Below are 20,960 nucleotides of genomic sequence, written 5' to 3' on the forward strand. Positions count from 1 at the left end.
TTTTTATTTCCCCGCTTTGTGGGGGGGGGGGGGGGGGGGCCCCCCCCCCCCCCCCCCCCCCCGGCCCCCCCCGGGGGGGGGGGGGCGGCCCCCCCCCCCCCCCGCTCCCACAATGGCCATTGTTCTCTGCGAAACAGCGTAGCCCGGAAGGGCTGGGTGATCTCCCACAGGATGTACCCCTCCCTGTAGAATGTGCGCATTGCGCCAAGCGCTTCCCGCTATCCGAGGCACCGTTTTTCCATGTCCGTCAGTCATTCCGCTTCCGCCGCGCCGGATGCGCGCGCCCAGTTTCTCGACCTGCTGCACGCTGCCCTGCACGGCAATACCTTGGTCAAGCTGGTGCTGGCGCGCCATGTCGGCGCCGACCAGACCTTGCAACGGATCATTGCCAAGCCGCTACAGGTCAAGGGCCAGCCGTGCCTGTCGCTGGTCTACCGTCACCAGACCCGCGACATCACCCGCAACCTGGCGCTGGACCAGGCCCAGGCTCTGGTCGCCGAGTTGCTGCCGGACAGCTTCCGCAATGCCCATCTGTTCGACGCGGACGGCGAAGTGCAGCTGACCTTCAGCAAGAAGGGCAAGCCCATGCTGCAGCGCCATGGCGCGCAGGCACCGCGCGAGGTTGCCGCAGGCAGCGGTCATGACCGCGAGAAGAAACGCTACCTGGAGCTGTCGCGGCCGTTTCTGCGCGACCTCGGTGTCACCGACGCACAAGGCGCGCTGATCCCGTCCATGTCGCGCAAGTGGAAGCAGATCAACAAGTTCATCGAAGTCTTCGACCACGCCCTGGCCAGCGCTCCGGTGCCGGCACAGCAGGCGCTGCGGGTGGCCGACTTCGGTTCGGGCAAGGGTTACCTGACCTTTGCCATGCACGACTACCTGCGCAACAGCCTGGGCCGCGAAGCGCAGGTAACCGGCGTTGAATTGCGCCAGGACATGGTCGACCTGTGCAACGCCGCCGCCTCGCGCCTGGAGCACCCCGGCCTGGAGTTCCAGTGTGGTGACGTACGCAGCGTGGTACCTGCAGCCATCGATGTGATGATCGCCCTGCATGCCTGTGACATCGCCACCGACTATGCCATCCACACCGGCATTCGCTGTAATGCGGCGATCATCATGTGCTCGCCGTGCTGCCATAAGCAGATCCGCCCGCAACTGCACAGCCCAGGCTTGTTGCAACCGATGCTGCAGTACGGCCTGCACCTGGGCCAGCAGGCCGAAATGCTGACCGACAGCCTGCGTGCGCTGTACCTGGAAGCCTGCGGGTATGAAACCAAGGTATTCGAGTTCATCTCGCTGGAGCACACCAACAAGAACAAGATGATTCTTGCGGTGAAGCGGCGCCAGGCGGTGGACAACGGCGCGTTGCTGGGGAAGATTGCCCAGCTCAAGGCGTTCTATGGCGTGCAGGAGCACTGCCTGGAGACGTTGTTGCGGGGTGATGGGTTGCTTTGAAACAACTATCATGGGCCCTGTAGGAGCGGCCTTGTGTCGCTATAGGGCTGCGCAGCAGCCCCGGGATTTCAGCGTAAACGCACACATTGCTGGGGCCGCTTTGCGGCCCTATCGCGACACAAGGCCGCTCCTACAACAGATCGTGTCAGCGTCGAGTAACGGGCACTTCAATCGCTAGTTCTACCTGCCCCAATGGGTGGGTACTGGCATCGAAGAAATGCAGTGCCGTACCCGGCATTTCGCCGAATCGATCAACGAAATGCTGCTTCTGGTTGATCACCGAAGCCTCGCTCAATGGCCGGATAGCGATCGACAGCTGTTTCGGCCCGGCCAGTCGAATGGCTTCAAGCAGGTGCTGGTCAGTGCTGTCCAGGTGCTGGCCGAACAGGCATAGGCCCTGATGTTCCTGTGCAAGCTGCCCCAGGCACCAGCTCAAGTAGTCCGAGTGACGAATCGCGCGCAGTTTCTCTTCGCTGCGGTCTTCGTTGATGAAAAGCGGTACTTCACCCGGAATGTTCACAGCAAAACCATCAAGCAGTTCGGCGCTGTCGGCGCTGCGCTGACGCGTGGTACCGTCGGGCAGCTTGAGCAGGTGCAGGCCGCCATGCAGGTGCATGACCCGGGTACCTTCGCAACGGGTGCGGCGCACGTCGAAGAAGCCTTGCTCGTCGAACAGTTCGGCGAAGCCATGCGGGGCGTGTTGCACTGCCCAAGGCAGCAACAGGTCGTAGTTGCTGGTGTAGACGCTGCGGTAACCGCGCAAGGCCTGGTTGAGCGCGTCCAGGGTTGCAGGGCGCATCAGCGGCCACGGCAAGTGCACGGTGCGCACGGCGTGGATCAACGCTTCCTTGATCGAGTAGTAGCGGTTCAGCGGCGCGGTAGAGTTGATCGCCAGTGCGGCATTGGCGCGCACGGTGGTGTTGAGGGCACTGAGCACCGGCTCGAACAGTTCCGTGGCCAAGGACTTGAACAGGGCCTGGTCGCTGATGGCCAGGCCTTTTTTGCGGCCGGCGCGTTGCGCTTCCTCGAACAGCGAGAAGTAGCCGAACGGCTTCCACACGGCGCGGCTGGCGCCGTTGCCCAGCAGCAGGGCGTCGCAGGGGTGGCGGGCGGCGAGTTCTGGCCAGGGGATGAGGGTGGCGTCGAGTGCGGGCATGCTGGGTCCGTTGGGTGGTGCGGGGAACGGGGGCGACTTTAGCATGTCATGCAAGGTGTGCGAGGGTTGCTGTCCAGGCATAGCCTTTGTGTTGCTTGTATTGGCCCTATCGCCGGCATGCCGGCTCCCACAGGTGCACCACAGACCTGGGGCCTGGTGTGATCCTTGTGGGAGCTGGCTTGCCGGCGATAGGGCCGGTATTGGTTATTCAAGGCTCGCAGGACGAAAGAGGAATTCTTCATGCGTAATCAGATAGCCTCTGGTTTGGCGTTGGCCGCTTTATTCACGGCATCCACAGCCTCCGCCAACAATAATGGCCAGTCACTGGCCGCCGCCCACGGCATCCCGCACCCGGCAGTAATCGCCCACCGTGGCGCCTCGTACGACGCCCCGGAATCCACCACCCCGGCCTACCTGCTGGCGCGTGAGCAGGGCGCCGACTACCTGGAACTTGACCTGCAACGTACCCGTGATGGCGTGCTGGTAGTGGTGCATGACGATGTGCTGTCGCGCACAAGCGATGTCGCTGAGCGTTTCCCGGAGCGCAAAGCCAGCCCGGTCAGCGCCTTCACCCTCGCCGAACTCAAGTCGTTGGACGCCGGCAGCTGGTTCAACCAGGCCTACCCGGAACGCGCCCGGCCAAGCTTCCGCAAACTGCCCATCCTTACCCTGGATGAAGTCATCGACATCGCCGAAGGCAACCCCGAGCGGCAGCCCGGCTTGTACATCGAGACCAAGGTTCCCCAGCAGTTCCCCGGCATCGAACAGGACCTGAAGACACGGCTTGAAGCCCGTGGCTGGCTCGACCGACCGGGGCGTGTGGTTCTGCAGACCTTCGACCGCAACAGCCTGGCGCTGCTGCACCAGGCCATGCCGCAAGTACCGAAGATACTGCTGCTATGGGTCGGCACGAAAGCCATCAAGCCCGCCTCGGGGCAAGACTTCGTCGACTCAGGTGTAACCGACAAGGCAGGGTTCTACGCCCGCCAGCAGCCGCGAGACCAGGCAGAGTTCCTGCGCTGGCTTGGCTACGCCAGGCAAGGCGGTGCTGTGGGGACCGGGCCCTCTGCCAGGCGTACGGGCCTGGGCGAGCAAAGTTACGCTGACCTGATCCAGCCATGGATGAACCAGGCTAGCCACGCGCGAGGTCTGCTGGTGCATGTGTACACCCTCGACGAGCCGGTGGATTTCGACAAGGCGATGAAAGCGGGGGTAGACGGGATATTCACCAACCGCGCAGGGGCGTTGCTGCGCTATTACCAGCGCCCGGCGGAGCCTGAGGCAGCAGCGCTGGAAAGGTTGGGTTACTGATCACGTGCAGGCTTTCGTCAGTGCGCCAGGGCTTTCAGCACATGGTCAGGATCATTACGTATCGCACGCAGCAATGCTTTGGCAGGCCCGGTTGGTTCTCGCCGCCCTTGTTCCCAGTTTCTCAGGGTTGCAACCTGTACATCGATGATCTCGGCAAAGCGTGCTTGGGTAAGCCCCGTTGCCTTGCGGATGTTACGGACCTGCAGCGCATCGATCTCGAATTCACGAGAGGGCGCACGCTTGCCCTGGACGATGTCGTCCATCTGTTGAACGCTTTCCATCAGTTCGTCAAAAAAGCGGTTCATGCGTGCTCCAGTGTTCAATGATCGACCTCAGCGCCTTGCGTTGTTCGCTGGACAGGTCGGGCTGCTCGTTTTTGCCGTAGATGTAGAGAACAAAGCTGTTTCGGTGAAAAGCATAGCAGGTTATACGCCATTGGCGTAGCTGCTGGTTGTCCAGCGCTACAGAGAAAGGAGTGCACGGCTGTACTTCGGAGCGGGATAGCGAGGCTAGCGAACCTGGTCGTGCCTAGCCGATCATCCCTCTCCGAGTACCAGGTAGTCCTTTTCTGTACAGCATGCTGACTGCTAGCCAGGGTGGCCCGCTTGACCCTGCCCGGCAACCGGCAGACTGCGGTTGCGATTACGCCACACCCGATACGCCCGAATCCCCGCGCGCACCGAGCCGAACAGCAGTTTGTCTTCCATCTCGCGCGCCATCCCCGAACGCACCAGCATGCGCAGGAAGGTGCCGCGGGCGCGGGCGATGGCGAAGTAGATGCCCTGGGCGGCCAGGGTGTCGCGCACTTCACGCAGGGCGGCCATACCGCTGACGTCGATGCTGGTCACAGCCTCAGCATCGAACAGCACCGCTTTCGGCTCGGCCTGGCTCTGCACCGCTTCGAGCAGGCGCATCTTGAAGTAGTCGGCGTTGAAGAACAGGATCGCGTCGTCGAAGCGATACACCACCAGGCCGGGCACGGTGCGGGCATCCTTGAACTTGCGAATGTCGACCTGGCCTTCGGTACCCGGCAGCCAGCCGAGCACGGCGTCGGTTGGCTGGTAGATGCTGTACAGCAAGCGCAGTATCGCCAGGGTCACGGCAAACACGATGCCGGGTAGCACGCCCAGGCCCAATACGCCCACTGTGGTCAGCAGGCACAGCCAGAATTCAAAGCGGCTAAGGCGGCGGATATTCCCCAGCGACTTGATGTCGATCAGCCCCCAGCCGGCCATTAGCAGCACCGCGCCCAGTGCTGCCTGTGGGATCCACGCCATGGGCGCGGTGAAGAACAGCAGGATCAGAGCGATCACCAGCGCAGCGATAATGCCTACCAGCTGGCTTTTGCCACCGACCATGTCGTTGACTGCGGTTCGCGAGTCTGCACCGCTGATGGCAAAGCCTTGGGAAGCCCCGGCCGCCAGGTTGCTCACACCCAAGGCGACGAACTCGTGGTTGGCATTGATTGCGTAGCCATGCCGGGCAGCAAAGCTGCGTGCAGTCAGCATGGCACTGCAGAAACTGACCGTGGCGATACCCAGGGCGTCGCGCAACAGGCTTTTCATTTCTGCCAGGTTGCTGTGTGGCCAGGCCAGTTGCGGAATGCCGGCGGGCACCGGGCCGAGGATGGCAACGCCAAAGCGGTCGAGACCCAACAGGCCCACCAGCAGCATGAACAGCGCTACCACGATGAGCGCGGCAGGCAACCGTGGGTAGCGCCGTGGCAGCCAGATCAACAGGCTCAGGGCGGCCAGACCGATGAGCAAGGTTACCCAGTGGATTTCACCCAGGCGCTGGAAGAAGTTGATCAGGCTGAGGATAAAACCGTCGCCCTCGATCTTGAACCCCACCACCTTGGACAGCTGCCCGGCAATCAGGCTCAGACCGATACCGTTGAGGTAGCCGATCAGGATCGGCCGGGAGAAAAAGCTGGCGATGAACCCGGCCCGCGCCAGGCCGGCGGCAATCAGCATGACCCCGACCAGCACGGTGACGATCACTGACAACTCCGCGATGCGCTGCGGGTCGCCCATGGCCAGTGGCGCCACGGCACCGGCAATCATCGCGCAGGTGGCCGCGTCGGGGCCCACCATCAACTGGCGCGAGCTGCCGATCAGTGCGTAGACCATCATCGGCAGCACGCAGGCATACAGGCCGTATTGCGGCGGCAGGCCGACGATCTGCGCGTAGGCAATGGCAATCGGGATCTGGATTGCCGCTACCGAGAGCCCGGCCTGCAGGTCGGCGTGGAACCATTCGCGGCGGTAGTGCAGCAGGTTGGCAAGGCCCGGTAGCCAGCGGGAGAGAAACATGCGTCGTCCTTTCGAAATGCTTCACGAAACCATGCACGCATTGAAGCGGATCGGCAGGCACTTGGCCATGCTACTGATCATCGAAAGCAGCAGATCGAAGGGCGGGGCAGAAACGAAAAAAGGAGCCATGGCTCCTTTTGACAGCGATGACGTTGCTGGAACGCCATGCGGGGATTGCAAATGTGGAGCGGGTAGAGGGAATCGAACCCTCAACTAAAGCTTGGGAAGCTTTCGTTTTGCCACTAAACTATACCCGCGTCTGCGCAGCACTTTTTACCAGAACCTTCCACGAATTAGAAGCCCAAGTTATAAAAAAGCCTGTCGGCGCCCCGTGGCCTGCGGGTATCAGTGTCAGGGCGCCGAACTGCTCAGATGGCCAATGCATGCTGCCCCTGTTGTACCGGCTGATAACGTTGACGGGTTTCACGCACGGTCGGCTTGAGGAACCCCAGCATGACGTTGCGGGTGTCCTCGCAGGCGGCCTTGTTCTCCATGTCCAGGAAGTGGCCCGCATCGCGGATTACGCTGAACTGGCTACGGCCCACATGTTTGCCGAACTGCCGGGCATCTTCGACCGTGGTGTACTCATCGCGGTCACCGTTGATGAACAGCACCGGGATATTGATACTGCGCGCGCCATCCAGCGCCCGCTCCAGGTCGTGTTGCAGCACCTGATTGATGTGGAAGTGCATTTGCTCGTATTCGTGCCTGTCCAGGCTGCTGACGTGCCGGTAGTTGAAGCGCTTGAACAGTGACGGCAGGTGCTTGCCGATGGTGTCGTTGACCAGGTTGCCGACCTGATAGCGGTCACAGGCGGCCAGGTACTGGCAACCGCGGTCCAGGTAGTCGCGCATCGGTTCGTTGATCACCGGCGAGAACGAACTCACCACGGCTTTTTTTACGCAGCGCGGCTGGTGCGCCAGCGCCAGCAGTGTGCTTGCACCACCCCACGAGAACGACATCACGTGGTCGGCCTGGAAGTGCTCGATCAGCTCCAGGAGGATATGCGCCTCGGTCTCTTTGCTGATCAGCCGTTCCTGACGGTTGTGTGGCTTGGATTTGCCCGCATAGGGCTGGTCGAACAGTACTATGTTGAACTGCGGATGCAGGTTACGTACCGTTTGGGCGAACGAGGCCGTGGTAGCCAGCGAGCCATTGATCAGAATGATCGTGTTCTCGGCCGCATCCGCGCGATAGAACTCCGTGTAAACCCGATACTGACCTTGGATATCAAGTACAGCGATTTCTGGCCTCATGTCATCGACTCCTGGCGCAAAAAGGGTATTCGCGTCACCTAGGGTGCACGTTCTTTATGACAGGTAGGCATTCGCCTGAAGAGTAACCGGGGGCCCTGTGTCGATCCTTGGCACGTGCGTCGACGGTGTTGTTTTTGGCGGGCAATTTGCCGTGCCCCAAGGCATCAAGGCCCTGGGTGGCCGGCAAAAAGTTGTCTGGGTCTGCGATCGTGACTTGGTAGTCACATGCGGACTGACGAAGTGGATTCAAGCAGTGGGTCAGGGATACCGCAAGTGCCGTTCGGGGGAAAATGTGACTTTTGTCGCTGAGCGGTCGTATGACCACCCTGTATTGTCTGTTCCGGCCCTTTCGCGGCGGTTCGGCGCCCCGATGAACCCGCTCCCACAGGTTCGGCGCCCCCTGTAGGAGCGGGTTCACCCGCGAATAGGCCCGAGCAGGCGACCTAGACGGTAGCTATTTCTTCAGCCGTCAGTTCCCGAAACGCCCCAGGCGCCAACTCCGGATCAAGCCGGATCGCCCCCATGCGCTCGCGATGCAACCCCACCACCTTGTTGTCGAAATGCCCGAACATGCGCTTGACCTGGTGATACCGCCCTTCAACGATCGCCAGCCGCGCCTGGCGTGGGCCGAGAATATCCAGCTGTGCAGGCTGGGTAGTGAGGTCTTCAAAGGCAAAGTAGAACCCTTCACGGAACTTGGCCACATAGTGCTCGCCAATCTCATCCTCGGTTTCCACCAGGTAATGCTTGGGCAGCTTGGTAGTCGGCTGGGTCAGGCGCCGCGACCACTGGCCATCGTTGGTCAGGATCATCAGCCCCGTAGTGTTGAAATCCAGGCGCCCGGCAATGTGCAGGTCATCACGCAACATCGCGGGCAGCAGGTCGAGCACGGTACGGTGCTGCGGGTCCTGGGTGGCGCTGACACAGCCGGTTGGCTTGTGCAACATCAGGTAGCGGGCCGGGCGCCCGGCCTGCAGCAACTGGTCGTCCAGCTCCACACGGCTGAATGCGCGCACCTCGGCCAGCGGGTCACTCACCACCTGGCCGTCCACCCGCACGCGGCGCTGCGCCAGCATCAGGCGTGCTTGCTGGCGGTTGTAGCTGGGCAGGCTGGCAAGAAAACGGTCGAGACGCATGGAAAACAGTCAGTGAGTGGTGGACGAGCGCAGTTGCTCTTCAACGGCAGCACAGCGCGGGCACAGGCAAGCCTTGTTGCGCAGTTCGGCAGGCAGGGCCTGGAGCACGGCCGGGTCGATGCTGACACCGTAGCACCAGCAGGCCTGGGTGGCCCGGCGTGGGTCGGCCAGGCTGCACTGGTTGAGGGCACCGCAAGCGGGGCAGTGTTGCTGATCAGTCATGGGCTTCACTACAGACACGGTTGCGGCCAGCCTGCTTGGCACGATAAAGCGCACGGTCGGCGCGGGTCAGCAGGGCGTGCAGGGTATCCCCCGGTTGCAGGCTGCTCAGGCCGATGCTGGTCGTCAGGCGCAGCGGTTGGTCGTCGTAGCTGAAGGTCAGCTGTTCGGTGCGCCGGCGGATCTTTTCCGCCACCTCGCTAGCCTGCCGGCCTTCGGCTTCACGCAGCAGCACGATGAACTCCTCACCGCCCCAGCGGCACAGTATATCCGACTGGCGCAGGCTGCCTTGCAGCACATTGGCGAATTGGCGCAGCACTTCGTCGCCTGCCAGGTGCCCATGGGTGTCGTTCAGTGCCTTGAAGTGGTCAAGGTCGATCAGCAAGGCCACCAGAGGGCCGCTGTCGCGCTGGGCTTCGTGCAGGGCCTGGGCAGCGAGCAGGTCGAAGCTGCGCCGGTTGGGCAGGCCGGTGAGGCTGTCGAGGGTGGCCAGGGCTTCGGTGCTGGCCTGGTGGCGGCGGACCATGGCATGCACCAGCGCCAGTACCACCAGGGTGATCATCGCGCAGATTGCCAGGTTCAGGTACAGGGAGTGGCGAATGCGGTCGAGGGCACCGGTTTCACGCTTGTCCACCAGCAGGTACCAATCCAGTTCGGGCAGGTGGCGCACGTTGATGAAATGGCTGTGGTTGGCGCTGTCCCGGTATTCGTGGCTGCCTTCGCCGGGTACCGGTTGCTCGGCCAGCACGTCATTCAACTCAGGGTTGGCACTGAGCTGTTGCCCGACCCGCAAGCCATGCGGGCCGCCTGCCGAACCGGTCAGCAGCACCTTGCCTTTGGCGTCGGTGAACAGCACCGCACGCTGGTAACGCTGTTGGTACTGGTCGATCAGCTTGACCACCGACGATACGCTCAGGCCGACACCAGCAGCGCCAATGAAGCGCTGCTGGTAGTCATGCACCTGGTAATTGATGAACACGGTGAGACTGTCCTGGTTGGCCATGTCCAGGTCAACGTTGATCTCGTAGGGGGCCTTGAGTTCGCGCAGGCGGAAATACCAGGCATCGCGCCAGGTGCCCGGTTCGACATGTTTGAGTACGCCCTTGGCCTGGTAGTAGGTGAGGCTGCGGTCGGAGACGAAGAAGGAGGTGAATGTGTCCTGCTTGCCCATGACCTCGCCCAGGTAGCGGGTCATGCGCGCGGTATCCTGCTCGCCGGACAGCACCCAGTCGCGCAGGAAGGTGTCCTGGGCCATCATCGAGGCGATCAGCACCGGGCGGATCAAGTCTTTCTGGATTTCCGAGTAGACGGTGTCGGAGGTCAGTGGCAGTTCGGTGTTGATGATGCCGTCGCGGATGGCGCTGCGCGAGGCGAAGTAGCTGAGCAGCGAAGTGGCAAGGAAGCCGCAGGCCAACAGTACCAGCAGGGTCAAGATCAGCGAACGCTGCGAGAACAGGGCGGAACGTAAGGGCATGATCTTCCCGTGATGTGTGCCGAGCCGCTCATTCTAGTGAGATGGCTGAAAAATAACTGCAAGTTTTTCAGGGTTATAGCAGCTGTATCAATTTGTTGCAGAAATGGCACTGCACCTCGGCCTCGCTGTCTGATTCAGTGTCGATGAACGTATTTCGCGTCGACGCTCGCCAGCGCCGCTGTTCGGGCACTCCAGCGGTCCAGGAGGCCGCCATGTCCTATCGAATCCTGTTGATCGCCCTGCTGGGGCTGATGACGTCTGCCTGCGCGCCGTACTACGGCAGCGGGGGCTATTACCGCTCGGACTATTACTCCACCGATCGCTATGTGGCGCCGGGTTACTACCGTTATGACCGCTACTATGTGGCCCCACAGCCGCGTTATTACTACCAGCCGGGACCGCGTTACTACCGTTCGGCTCCGGCGCCTTATTACCGCTCGCATCCGCAACCGGGGACGAACCGGTGGCACGGCAACCCGCGTTATGACTATGGCAACCGCCAGCGCAATGACTATCGGGGGGACCGCGACCGGCATGACTATCGTGATGGCAGCCAGCGGTATCAGCATGGTGACCGGCACTCCAATGGTCAGCGCAATGGCGACGGGCGTTGGGGTGGGCGGGGTGGGCAGGGGCGAGGGGGCAACTGGCAGCGTTAGGTGAATGAAGCGGGGGCGCTTTGCGCCCCGATCGCGACACAAGGCCGCTCCTACAACCAGATCGCGGTCCCCTGTAGGAGCGGCCTTGTGTCGCGAAAGGGCTGCAAGGCAGCCCCAAATTCTTGAAGCTAACCCAGGTCTGCCAATGGGTGCCGCCCCTCCCACACCTTGGCGAAATGCGCTTCCACCACCGCAGCCGGCACCTGCCCCACATCCGGCCAATGCCAGCGCGGGCGGTTGTCCTTGTCCAGCAAGCGGGCACGAACACCTTCGCTGAACTCCGGGTGACGGCAGCAGTTCAGGCTCATGCAGTATTCCATCTGAAACACCTGCGCCAATGACCGGTGCTGCGCCCGGCGGATCTGCTCCCACACCAGATGCGCCGTCAGCGGGCAGCCTTCATGCAGCCGTTGGCCGGCCTCGGCCAGCAATGGGTCGTCATGCTGCTTGAGCCCCTCCAGCGCACGCCACGCAGCCGCTGCATCGGCCACATCGAGCAACGCGTCGATCGCTTGCCGGCGCGGCAACCACTGGGCATCGGGCAACTGGGCCCAAGCACGGTGCTGCTCCGCCTTGAGCAGGCTGTTCAGTTGCAGGGCGGTCTGTTCCTGCCAGTTCAGTTGCAGCAGTTCCTCGATCAAGGCCTCTTGCTGATGCTCACCAAGGAAACGGTCGGCCAGGCCCAGGTCGAGGGCGTCACGGGCATTGATCGGTGCGCCGGTCAGGCCAAGGAACAGGCCCAGCTTGCCCGGCAGGCGCGCCAGAAACCAACTGGCACCCACGTCCGGGTACAGGCCGATGCTGATTTCCGGCATCGCCAGCCGGCTGCTGGGCGTGACGATGCGTACATTGGCGCCTTGCAGCAGCCCCATGCCGCCACCCAGTACATGCCCGTGGCCCCAACACAGCAAAGGTTTGGGGTAGGTGTGCAGGGCAAAGTCCAGGCGGTATTCGGCGGCGAAGAAGGAGGCTGCCAGTGGCGGCACGCTGCCAGGGTGGTCGCGGCAGGCTTGTACCAGCACGCGTACATCGCCGCCGGCGCAGAAGGCCTTTGTGCCGTTGCCGCGCAGCAGCACGCAGACGATGCCCGGGTCGCGGGCCCAGCTGTGCAATTGCTCACCCAGCGCCTCGATCATCGGCAGGTTCAGGGCATTGAGCGCCTTGGGCGCATCCAGGGTGGCGATGCCGATGCGGGCGCCGTCGGCGCCGGTGAGTACCTCGCAATGAATGGCCATGGACTACCTCGCGCAAGTCATCGCACAAGTATGGCTGGCCTGGCCGATCGTGCCGGTTGTCGGTCGGATCGTTTGACAAGCGGGGAGGGCTTACCTAGTGTCGCGCCATTGTTTATGGAAGGCCCCATGACTGACGACGATCGCATCAAACTCGAACCCAGCTGGAAGGCCGCATTGCGCGGCGAATTCGACCAGCCCTACATGCATCAGCTGCGCGAGTTCCTGCGTGGCGAATACGCTGCCGGCAAGGAAATCTACCCGCCTGGGCCGCTGATCTTCAACGCGCTCAACTCGACACCGCTGGGGCAGGTGAAGGTGGTGATCCTCGGCCAGGACCCGTACCACGGGCCAGGCCAGGCGCATGGCCTGTGCTTCTCGGTACAGCCGGGCGTGGCCACGCCACCGTCGCTGGTCAATATCTACAAAGAGCTGCAGCGCGACCTGAACATCCCGATCGCCAGCCATGGTTACCTGCAGAGCTGGGCCGAACAGGGCGTATTGCTGCTCAACACCACCATGACGGTGGAGCGTGCGAATGCGGCGTCGCATGCCAAGAGGGGGTGGGAGTTCTTCACCGACCGGGTTATTCAGGTGGTCAGCGAGCAGTGCCCGAACGTGGTATTCCTGCTGTGGGGCGCGCATGCGCAGAGCAAGCAGAAGCTGATCGATGGCACCAAGCACCTGGTGCTGAAGTCGGTGCACCCGTCGCCTTTGTCGGCTTACCGTGGCTTCCTTGGTTGCGGGCACTTTAGCCGAACCAACAGCTTTCTTGAACAGCGCGGGATGGCGCCGATCAACTGGGCGTTGCCGCCGTTGTGATCACCTGACAGGCCGTGTTGCCTGCTTCGCGGGTAAACCCGCTCCTACAACGGGTGATGAAAACCTGATGTAGGAGCGGGTTTACCCGCGAAGCAGGCGGCGCGATTATTCAGCTTTGGTGTTCCACACCCGGAACAACGGCTCCGCCAGAAACAACACAAACAACAACCGCATCACCTGTAGCGCCGTTACCAGCGGCACCGATAACTGCAAGGTCTCCGCCGTCAGGCTCATCTCGGCAATCCCGCCCGGCATCATCCCCAGCGTCAGTGAACGCAAGTCCAGCGCAGTCATAACGCTCAACACCCAGGCAGCACTGGCAGCAATCGCCATGCACAACGCCGTGGCCACCAGCGTACGCCCGAGGAACGACGGCGCACGGCGGAAGAACGCACGGTTGAAGTGGCACGCCAGGCCACTGCCGATCAACCACTGGCCGATCTGGCTGGCGCCATTGGGCAGTGCGATCTGCAGGTTGCCGGCAAGGCTCACCGTAGCCGCCACCAGCAACGGCCCGAACAACCACGGGTTGGGCTGGCGCAAGCGCTGCCACAGCAACGCCATGGCAACGCCCAGTGGCGCAATCAGTGCCAGCCAGCCCCAGTTCACGCTGCCTGCGTGATTGAGCGGTACCCCGTCACCCAGCAGAAACTTGAACAGCGCCGGTACGCACAGCACAACCGCCAGCACCCGCAGGCTCTGTGCCGCTGCTACCTGGCTGAGCACCGCGCCATTACGCGCGCCGAGGTTGACCATTTCACCCGAACCACCGGGCATGCTGGCGAAGAACGCCGTGGCGCGGTCTTCTCCGGTACGCCGCAACAGCCACACGCTGATCACGCTGGACAGGGTGGTGAACAGCGCGCCGAAGAAGATCAGCGCGAAATGGCTGGCCACCTGCTCGATCACCGCGGGGGTGAAGTGCAGGCCGATGCCGATACCGATGATCCACTGCCCGCATTTGCGGCCATTGGGTATTTCCGACAGCTGCCAGGGCGTCAGGCAGCGCACCAGGATGATCGCCAGTAACGAGCCGACCATCCATGGCAAAGGCCAGCCGACCTTGCTGGCGGCAAAACCGCCAGCAAGGCCGACCAGCCCGGTCGCAACGAACAGCGGGAATGACCGATCAGGCATCGGCCATGGCCCGACGCTGTTGGGCGCGTTTGCGCCAGATGCGCAGCAGCGGCAGGGTCATCATGCAAATCGTCAATACCCACACCGACATGCTGATCGGGCTCGACCAGAGGATGCCCAGCTCACCGTTGGAAATCGACAGCGCCCGGCGCAGGTTCTGCTCCATCAGCCCGCCGAGGATGAAGCCCAGCAGGATCGGCGACAGCGGGAAGTCCAGCTTGCGCAGGATGTAGCCCATGATGCCGATGCCGACCATCAGGAACAGGTCGAAGGTGGTGGCATGCACGGCGTACACGCCGATTGCGGTGATGATGGCGATCACTGGCACCAGCGCCCAGTTCGGCACGGCGAGGATGCGGGTGAAGATGCGGATCATCGGGATGTTGAGGATTACCAGCATGATGTTGGCAATGAACAACGAAGCGATCAGGCCCCAGACGATGTCGGGCTGCTGTTCGAACAGCATTGGGCCGGGGGTGATGTTGTACAGGGTCAGTGCGCCGATCATCACCGCGGTGGTGCCGGAACCTGGTACGCCGAGGGTCAGCATAGGTACCAGGGCGCCACAGCAGGAAGCACCTATGGCAGTTTCCGGCGCAGCCAGGCCACGGGCGTCGCCCTTGCCGAACTTGCCGCTGGTGCCGGCGATGCGCTTTTCGGTCATGTAGGCCACGGCGCTGGCCAGTGTGGCGCCGGCGCCAGGCAGAACGCCCATGATGAAGCCCAGCAGGCCGCAGCGAATGTTGACCACGAACACCGAGGCCGCTTCTTTGAAGTTGAACAGCATGCGCCCGGTGGCCTTGACCGCCTGGTGGCCATGGTGGGTCTTTTCCAGCAGCAGGAGGATTTCGCTGATGGAGAACAGGCCCAGTACCAGCACCACGAACTGGATACCGTCGGCCAGGTGCACGCTGTCACCGGTAAAGCGGTATACGCCGCTGTTGGCGTCGATGCCGACTGCTGACAGGAACAGGCCGATCAGGGCGGCAATGAAGGTTTTAAGCGGTTTGTCACCGGCCATGCCGCCCAGGCAGACAATGGCGAACACCATCAGCACGAAGTACTCGGCCGGGCCGAAGGCAATCGCCCATTTCGCCAGTAGCGGGGCGAACAGCACCATGCCACAGGTGGCGATGAAGGCGCCGATGAACGAACTCCAGGCGGACAGCGACAGCGCCACGCCAGCCAGGCCCTGGCGGGCCATCGGGTAGCCGTCGAGGGTGGTCATCACGGTCGAGGCTTCGCCCGGGATGTTCAGCAGGATCGAGCTGATACGGCCGCCGTATTCGCAGCCCAGGTATACCGCTGCCAGCAGGATCAGTGCCGACTCCGGCGGCAAGCCGAGGGCGAAGGCGATAGGGATCAGCAGGGCCACGCCGTTGATCGGGCCCAGGCCCGGCAGCAGGCCGACCACGGTGCCGATCAGGGTGCCGGAAAGGGCGGTGACCAGGTTGTAGGGGGACAGTGCAACGCCGAAGCCCTGGCCCAGGTAGCTCAAGGTATCCATGTGTCAGTTCTCCAGTACGCTCAGCAGGCCAAGGGGCAGGGGCACGTCCATCACGCGGTCGAACAGCCAGTAGAGGAAAATGCTCATGCCCACCACCACGATGGCGCTGTGCAGCCAGCGGCCGCCATACAGGCGGGCCATGGGCAGGCCGACGAGGATGGCGCTGAGAATGAAGCCCAGCGATTCGAAAGTGGCAGCGAAGACGATCAGCAGGCCGACGCAGGCGGCGATCTTGATCAGGGTTTCGCGGTCCAGTTCCGGTTCGTCGTCCTTGCGCACGATGGGCGTGGGGCGGATGGCCAGGTACAGCAGGCCCAGGCCCATCAGGCCGAGCATCAGCAGAGGGTAGGCGCGCGGGCCCACCGGTTCGTAGGAGAAGGCGGCCTGGTAGGGCCAGGCCATCACGGCCAGGACGGCACACACCGCCAGCAGGGCCAGGGCGAAGATGCGTTGCAGGATCATGAAGGAATCCTCGTGTTGTTTGGCAAGACGCAGATCCTTTGTAGGAGCGGCCTTGTGTCGCGAAAGGGCCGCACAGCGGCCCCAGGATTTCAGCAGCGCTGCACAAATTGCTGGGGCTGCTGTGCAGCCTTTTCGCGACACAAGGCCGCTCCTACAAAGAGCGAGCGGCGTGGCGTGTTACTGGATCAGGCCAAATTCCTTGGCCAGTGCCTTGTAGTCAGCCACTTGCTTCTTCACATAGCCGTCCAGTTCTTCGCCGGTCATGGCGAACGGGAATAGCTCGCGCTGGTCACGCAGCTGGGCGAAGTCTTCCGAGGCCAGCATCTTGTCGAACGATTGCTTCCACCAGGCGTAGTCCTCGTCGCTCACCTTTGGCCCCAGGTAGAAGCCACGCACCACAGGCCAGACGATGTCGTAGCCCTGTTCCTTGGCGGTGGGGATGTCTTTCATCTCCGGCTCGTCCAGGCGGTTTTCCGCGAACACCGCGAGGATGCGCATGTTGCCGCTTTGGATATGCGGCATAGAGTCGGAAATGTCGGTCGAGCCGATCTGGATGTGGCCACCCAGCAGTGCCGTGGCGATTTCACCGCCGCCTTCCAGGGCCACGTAGCGCAGGTCGCGCGGGTTGATGCCGGCAGCCTTGGCAATCAGCGCGGTCTGCATCCAGTCCTGGCTGCCGACTGTGCCGCCGGAGCCGATCACCACCTTGCTCGGGTCTTTCTTCAGTGCCGCGACCAGGTCATCGAGGGTCTTGTAGGGCGAGTCGCTTTTCACTGCGATGGCGCCATAGCTGGTGCCGACCGCGGCCAGCCATTTCACTGCGTTCTCGTCGAAGCGGCCGAACTTGCCTTGGGCCAGGTTCAGCAGCGAACCGCTGGACCAGGCCACCAGCGTGCCGGCGTCGGCCGGGCGCTGGGCGACCACGGCGTTGTAGGCCACCGCGCCGACACCGCCGGGCATGTAGGTGACGCGCATCGGTTTGCTGAGGATCTTTTCCTGCACCAGGGCGCTTTGCACCAGCTTGCAGGTCAGGTCGAAGCCACCGCCGGGCGAGGCGGGGGCGATGCATTCGGGGCGTTTCGGTTCGGCAGCGAGGGCGTTACCGGCCAACAGCAGGCAGCCGGTAGCGAGGACGAGGCGGCGCAGTGAAAAGGTCATCGTCGATCTCCGTGAGTGTTGTTGTTATCGGTTACTGCTATTGGCTTACCAAATGGCGACGCTGTAGCTCACCAGCAGCCGCACTTCGTCGGCGTCGCGGGCGAAGTTGGAGCGGAAGGTGGCGTTGCGCAAACGCACGGCGACGTTCTTCAACGGGCCGCTTTGTACCACGTACTTCAGCTCGGTGTTGCGTTCCCATTCCTTGCCTTCGCCGCCGGCCGCGCGGCTGACGTTGTCGCCGCCGGCCGCGCGGCTGACGTTGTCGCCGCTGATGTAGCGGGTCATGAAAGTCAGGCCGGGTACACCGAGGGCGGCAAAGTTGTAGTCGTAGCGTGCCTGCCAGGAGCGCTCGTCTTTACCTGCGAAGTCGTTGATCTGGACGAAGTTGACCAGGTACGGGTCGGCACCATCGACATACGGGAAGGCGCTGTCGCCCGACAGCTGCTGCCAGGCGGCGCTGACCTTGTGCCCGCCCATGGCGTAGCTGAGCATGCCGTTGACCGTGGTGTTGTCGATATTGCCGGCCTTGGCGGCACCGGCATCGTCACTGACCGCCAGGCGCAGGTCGGCGCCGAAGGTGCCCGGGCCCCATGGCTGGGTGGCGACCATGCCGATGAAGTGCTGGCGGTAGATATCGTCGAGCTGGGCGAAGTGGTAGCTGCCGGTGATTCGGTCGGTGAACTGGTAATCAAGGCCGCCCAGGGTCAGGTTGTCGGCGCTGAACGAGCCACCGAAGCGGCCGTTCTTGTTGTTCAGGGCCAGGTCTTCCCAGTTGGTGTCGTTGCGGTCCTTGGCCTTGTCCAGGCGCCCGCCTGTGAAGGTCAGGCCCTTGATCTCCTTCGAGGTCAGCAGCCCGCCTTCGAAGGTTTGCGGCAGGATGCGCCCGTCGTTGGGCTGCAGGGTGGGCAGTTCCGGGATCAGCGTGCCGATCTTCAGTTCGGTCTGCGAGATCTTTACCTTGCCGGTCAGGCCGAGCTTGGAGTACTCATCGGCCGCCTTGCCATCATCGTGAGTCGGCAGCAGACCGGTGTCGGTGCGGTCGGGGCTGGAGTCGAGCTTGATGCCGAGCATGCCCAGTGCGTCCAGGCCGAAGCCTACGGTGCCGTCGGTGTAGCCGGACTCGAAATTGAGCATGAAGCCCTGGGCCCATTCGTCGCGCTTGGATTGCTGCGCGCTGGTGCCGTCGCGGAAGTCGCGGTTGAAGTACATGTTGCGGGTTTCGAAGGTGGCCGTGCTGTCTTCGAAGAAGGCGGCCTGGCTCATCGGGGCGACACCGGCAAGCGCAAGGGCGCTGGCGATGGCGGAGGGGCGAGCGGCAAAGGAACGGGTAGGCGCGAACGCCTGCGGCTGCGATGACAGCATCGTCGATGACTCCGTTTATTGTTCTTATTCGTTGCACCTTGCTGGTGCTTTTTTCGGCGCGAAGGGCGACCGTGGTGCGATGCTAGGCAACGAACCTTTCGCTAACCTTTCAGCGTGAAAGGTTTGTCGACAGGGCTTCACAGGCCTGCCGACAGCGGTACACTCCGCGCCACCGCCCCACCCGAGCAGGGAGAATCCGATGCGTGTGCTGCTGGTCGAAGACCACCTGCAACTGGCCGAAAGCGTGGCCCAGGCCTTGAAAAGCCACGGCTTGACCGTGGATGTGCTGCATGACGGCGTGGCAGCCGACCTGGCCTTGGCCAGCGAGGAATACGCCGTGGCCGTGCTGGATGTCGGCTTGCCGCGCATGGACGGCTTCGAAGTGCTGGCGCGCCTGCGCGGCCGTGGCAAGACCTTGCCGGTGCTGATGCTGACCGCGCGCAGCGACGTCAAGGACCGGGTCCACGGCCTTAACCTGGGCGCCGACGACTACCTCGCCAAGCCGTTCGAGCTGACCGAGTTGGAAGCCCGGGTCAAGGCCCTGCTGCGGCGCAGCGTGCTCGGTGGCGAACGTCAGCAACGCTGTGGGCCGCTGGTGTATGACCTGGACACCCGGCGTTTTTCACTCGGCGACGATAACCTGACCCTGACCTCGCGTGAGCAGAGCGTGCTGGAAGCGCTGATCGCCCGCCCTGGCCGGGTGATGAGCAAGGAGCAGTTGGCCGCCCAGGTATTCGGCCTGGACGAAGAGGCCAGCCCTGACGCCATCGAGATCTACATCCACCGCCTGCGCAAGAAGCTCGACGGCCACCCGGTGGCCATCGTCACCTTCCGTGGCCTGGGCTACCTGCTCGAGCACCGCGATGCGTGACAACGGCAGCCTGCGCGGGCGTTTGCTGGGCAACCTGGCGCTGTTGCTGGTGGTGCTGATGCTGGCCAGCGGCCTAAGCGCCTACTGGAATGGTCGCGAGGCCGCCGACACCGCCTACGACCGCACCTTGCTCGCCTCGGCGCGGACCATCGCCGCCGGCCTGTCGCAGCGCGACGGCTCGCTGAGCGCGGACGTGCCTTACGTGGCGCTGGATACCTTCGCCTACGACAGCGCCGGGCGTATCTACTACACGGTGCTGGATATCAAGCAGCGGCTGATTTCCGGCTACGAAAACCTGCCGCCACCGCCGCCAGGTACCCCGCGTACCGACGACTACCCGGCGCTGGCGCGGTTCTACAATGCCACCTACCAGGGCCAGGATGTACGCGTGGTCAGCCTGCTGAAACCGGTGAGCGAGCCGAACATGAACGGCATGGCGGAAATCCGTGTAGCCGAGACGGAGGAAGCGCGGGTGCGCATGGCGCGTGACCTGATGACCGACACGCTGCTACGCCTTGGCATGCTGGCGCTAGGCGCGCTGGTGATGGTGGGTTTTGCCGTGAGTGCCGCGTTGCGGCCGCTGGAGCGCCTGCGCACAGCGGTGGAAGAGCGCCAGCCGGATGACCTGCGGGCCTTGCCGGTGGTGCAGGTGCAGCGTGAGCTAGGCCCGTTGGTGCGGGCCTTGAACCACTTTACCGAACGCTTGCGTGGGCAGTTTGAGCGCCAGGCGCAGTTCATCGCCGATGCCGCTCACGAGCTGCGTACACCTTTGGCAGCGCTGAAGGCGCGGGTCGAGCTGGGCTTGCGCTCGTCCGAACCGCAGGAGTGGCGGCAGACTTTGGAGGCGGCGGTACAGGGTACCGACAGGCTGACTCACCTGGCTAACCAGTTGCTGTCGTTGGCGCGGGTCGAGAACGGCGCGCGGGCGATTGCCGAGGGTGGTGCGCAGCGCCTGGACTTGAGCCAACTGGCCCGTGAGCTGGGGATGGCCATGGCGCCACTGGCGCACAAGCGTGGTGTGGCGCTGGCGCTGGAGGCCGAGGCACCCGTGTGGCTGAAGGGCGAGCCGACGTTGCTCAACGAGCTATTGAGCAACCTGGTGGACAATGCCCTGGCGCATACACCGGAGGGTGGCAATGTGATTTTACGGGTGCTGGCGCCGGCGGTGCTGGAGGTGGAGGATGACGGGCCGGGCATTCCCGAGGCTGAGCGCGAGCGGGTGTTCGAGCGTTTCTACCGGCGTAGTGCGCAGGGCAGCGGGTTGGGGCTGGCGATTGTTGGCGAGATCTGCCGGGCGCACCTGGCGCAGGTGAGCCTGCATGATGGGGCCAATGGCGGGTTGCGGGTGCGGGTGAGTTTTATTGCTGATTGATGGGTTGTCTGTGCTGGCCCTATCGCCGGCAAGCCAGCTCCCACAAGGACCGCGTCGAC

General features: G+C 63.2%; 19 protein-coding genes and 1 tRNA gene. 6 read left to right on the forward strand and 14 right to left on the reverse strand.

All coding sequences use genetic code 11. The annotated features are described in order from the left end of the window. Positions 1-240 precede the first annotated feature (240 nt). Positions 241-1,455, forward strand: coding sequence for a class I SAM-dependent methyltransferase (locus ACI2KG_RS02875; protein ID WP_404660710.1), 1,215 nt, complete (start codon positions 241-243; stop codon positions 1,453-1,455). Positions 1,456-1,600: 145 nt separating this feature from the next. Here ACI2KG_RS02875 and ACI2KG_RS02880 read toward each other — a convergent pair whose 3' ends face one another. Continuing rightward, a complete protein-coding gene (locus ACI2KG_RS02880) occupies positions 1,601-2,611 on the reverse strand; it encodes a DUF4917 family protein (RefSeq protein ID WP_404660711.1) in 1,011 nt (336 codons plus the stop codon). A gap of 240 nt (positions 2,612-2,851) precedes the next feature. On the opposite strand from ACI2KG_RS02880, the gene ACI2KG_RS02885 reads away from it, so the two are divergent. After that, a complete protein-coding gene (locus ACI2KG_RS02885; protein ID WP_404660712.1) occupies positions 2,852-3,922 on the forward strand; it encodes a glycerophosphodiester phosphodiesterase family protein in 1,071 nt (356 codons plus the stop codon). A gap of 17 nt (positions 3,923-3,939) precedes the next feature. On the opposite strand, the gene nadS is transcribed toward ACI2KG_RS02885, so the two are convergent. From nadS to ACI2KG_RS02920, 7 genes are all read right to left on the reverse strand, one after another. Continuing rightward, complete coding sequence (nadS, locus tag ACI2KG_RS02890) at positions 3,940-4,227, reverse strand: NadS family protein (RefSeq protein WP_201200899.1); 288 nt, start codon at positions 4,225-4,227, stop codon at positions 3,940-3,942. A 282-nt stretch (positions 4,228-4,509) separates the two neighbouring features. Further along, positions 4,510-6,234, reverse strand: a complete 1,725-nt coding sequence (locus tag ACI2KG_RS02895) for a SulP family inorganic anion transporter (protein ID WP_404660713.1) — start codon at positions 6,232-6,234, stop codon at positions 4,510-4,512. A gap of 183 nt (positions 6,235-6,417) precedes the next feature. After that, positions 6,418-6,491, reverse strand: a tRNA-Gly gene (locus ACI2KG_RS02900). 111 nt (positions 6,492-6,602) lie between these two features. Then, the gene (phaG, locus tag ACI2KG_RS02905; protein ID WP_400614747.1) at positions 6,603-7,490 is read right to left on the reverse strand and encodes a (R)-3-hydroxydecanoyl-ACP:CoA transacylase; all 888 of its coding nucleotides are present in this window, start codon (positions 7,488-7,490) and stop codon (positions 6,603-6,605) included. 443 nt (positions 7,491-7,933) lie between these two features. Beyond that, positions 7,934-8,626, reverse strand: a complete 693-nt coding sequence (locus ACI2KG_RS02910) for a pseudouridine synthase (RefSeq protein ID WP_404660714.1) — start codon at positions 8,624-8,626, stop codon at positions 7,934-7,936. 9 nt (positions 8,627-8,635) lie between these two features. Continuing rightward, the gene (locus ACI2KG_RS02915) at positions 8,636-8,848 is read right to left on the reverse strand and encodes a cysteine-rich CWC family protein (RefSeq protein WP_400614751.1); all 213 of its coding nucleotides are present in this window, start codon (positions 8,846-8,848) and stop codon (positions 8,636-8,638) included. Continuing rightward, entirely contained in the window at positions 8,841-10,319 is a 1,479-nt protein-coding gene (locus tag ACI2KG_RS02920; RefSeq protein WP_404660716.1) for a diguanylate cyclase domain-containing protein, read from the reverse strand. The genes ACI2KG_RS02915 and ACI2KG_RS02920 overlap by 8 nt, the downstream gene beginning before the upstream one ends. 212 nt (positions 10,320-10,531) lie before the next feature. Here ACI2KG_RS02920 and ACI2KG_RS02925 point away from each other — a divergent pair, with 212 nt between their 5' ends. After that, positions 10,532-10,978: a hypothetical protein gene (locus tag ACI2KG_RS02925; RefSeq protein ID WP_404660717.1), complete on the forward strand. Its 447-nt coding sequence runs from the start codon at positions 10,532-10,534 to the stop codon at positions 10,976-10,978. A gap of 128 nt (positions 10,979-11,106) precedes the next feature. Here ACI2KG_RS02925 and ACI2KG_RS02930 read toward each other — a convergent pair whose 3' ends face one another. Further along, positions 11,107-12,213, reverse strand: a complete 1,107-nt coding sequence (locus tag ACI2KG_RS02930; RefSeq protein ID WP_404660718.1) for an enoyl-CoA hydratase/isomerase family protein — start codon at positions 12,211-12,213, stop codon at positions 11,107-11,109. Between the two features lie 126 nt (positions 12,214-12,339). On the opposite strand from ACI2KG_RS02930, the gene ung reads away from it, so the two are divergent. After that, positions 12,340-13,032, forward strand: coding sequence for a uracil-DNA glycosylase (ung, locus tag ACI2KG_RS02935; RefSeq protein WP_404660719.1), 693 nt, complete (start codon positions 12,340-12,342; stop codon positions 13,030-13,032). 105 nt (positions 13,033-13,137) lie between these two features. Here ung and ACI2KG_RS02940 read toward each other — a convergent pair whose 3' ends face one another. From ACI2KG_RS02940 to ACI2KG_RS02960, 5 genes are all read right to left on the reverse strand, one after another. After that, a complete protein-coding gene (locus ACI2KG_RS02940; RefSeq protein WP_404660720.1) occupies positions 13,138-14,169 on the reverse strand; it encodes an AbrB family transcriptional regulator in 1,032 nt (343 codons plus the stop codon). Beyond that, positions 14,162-15,676, reverse strand: coding sequence for a tripartite tricarboxylate transporter permease (locus tag ACI2KG_RS02945; RefSeq protein ID WP_400614762.1), 1,515 nt, complete (start codon positions 15,674-15,676; stop codon positions 14,162-14,164). The genes ACI2KG_RS02940 and ACI2KG_RS02945 overlap by 8 nt, the downstream gene beginning before the upstream one ends. 3 nt (positions 15,677-15,679) lie before the next feature. Continuing rightward, positions 15,680-16,138: a tripartite tricarboxylate transporter TctB family protein gene (locus tag ACI2KG_RS02950; RefSeq protein WP_404660721.1), complete on the reverse strand. Its 459-nt coding sequence runs from the start codon at positions 16,136-16,138 to the stop codon at positions 15,680-15,682. Positions 16,139-16,315: 177 nt separating this feature from the next. Then, a complete protein-coding gene (locus ACI2KG_RS02955; protein WP_404660722.1) occupies positions 16,316-17,296 on the reverse strand; it encodes a Bug family tripartite tricarboxylate transporter substrate binding protein in 981 nt (326 codons plus the stop codon). A 45-nt stretch (positions 17,297-17,341) separates the two neighbouring features. Then, entirely contained in the window at positions 17,342-18,658 is a 1,317-nt protein-coding gene (locus ACI2KG_RS02960; RefSeq protein WP_404660723.1) for an OprD family porin, read from the reverse strand. Between the two features lie 199 nt (positions 18,659-18,857). On the opposite strand from ACI2KG_RS02960, the gene ACI2KG_RS02965 reads away from it, so the two are divergent. Beyond that, positions 18,858-19,529, forward strand: a complete 672-nt coding sequence (locus ACI2KG_RS02965) for a response regulator (RefSeq protein WP_400614770.1) — start codon at positions 18,858-18,860, stop codon at positions 19,527-19,529. After that, on the forward strand, positions 19,522-20,901 hold the full coding sequence (locus tag ACI2KG_RS02970; protein ID WP_400614772.1) for a sensor histidine kinase: 1,380 nt from the start codon (positions 19,522-19,524) through the stop codon (positions 20,899-20,901). Before ACI2KG_RS02965 ends, ACI2KG_RS02970 begins: the two co-directional genes overlap by 8 nt. Positions 20,902-20,960 lie beyond the last annotated feature (59 nt).

Source organism: Pseudomonas sp. NPDC089407 (assembly GCF_044900445.1).
Lineage (GTDB): Bacteria > Pseudomonadota > Gammaproteobacteria > Pseudomonadales > Pseudomonadaceae > Aquipseudomonas.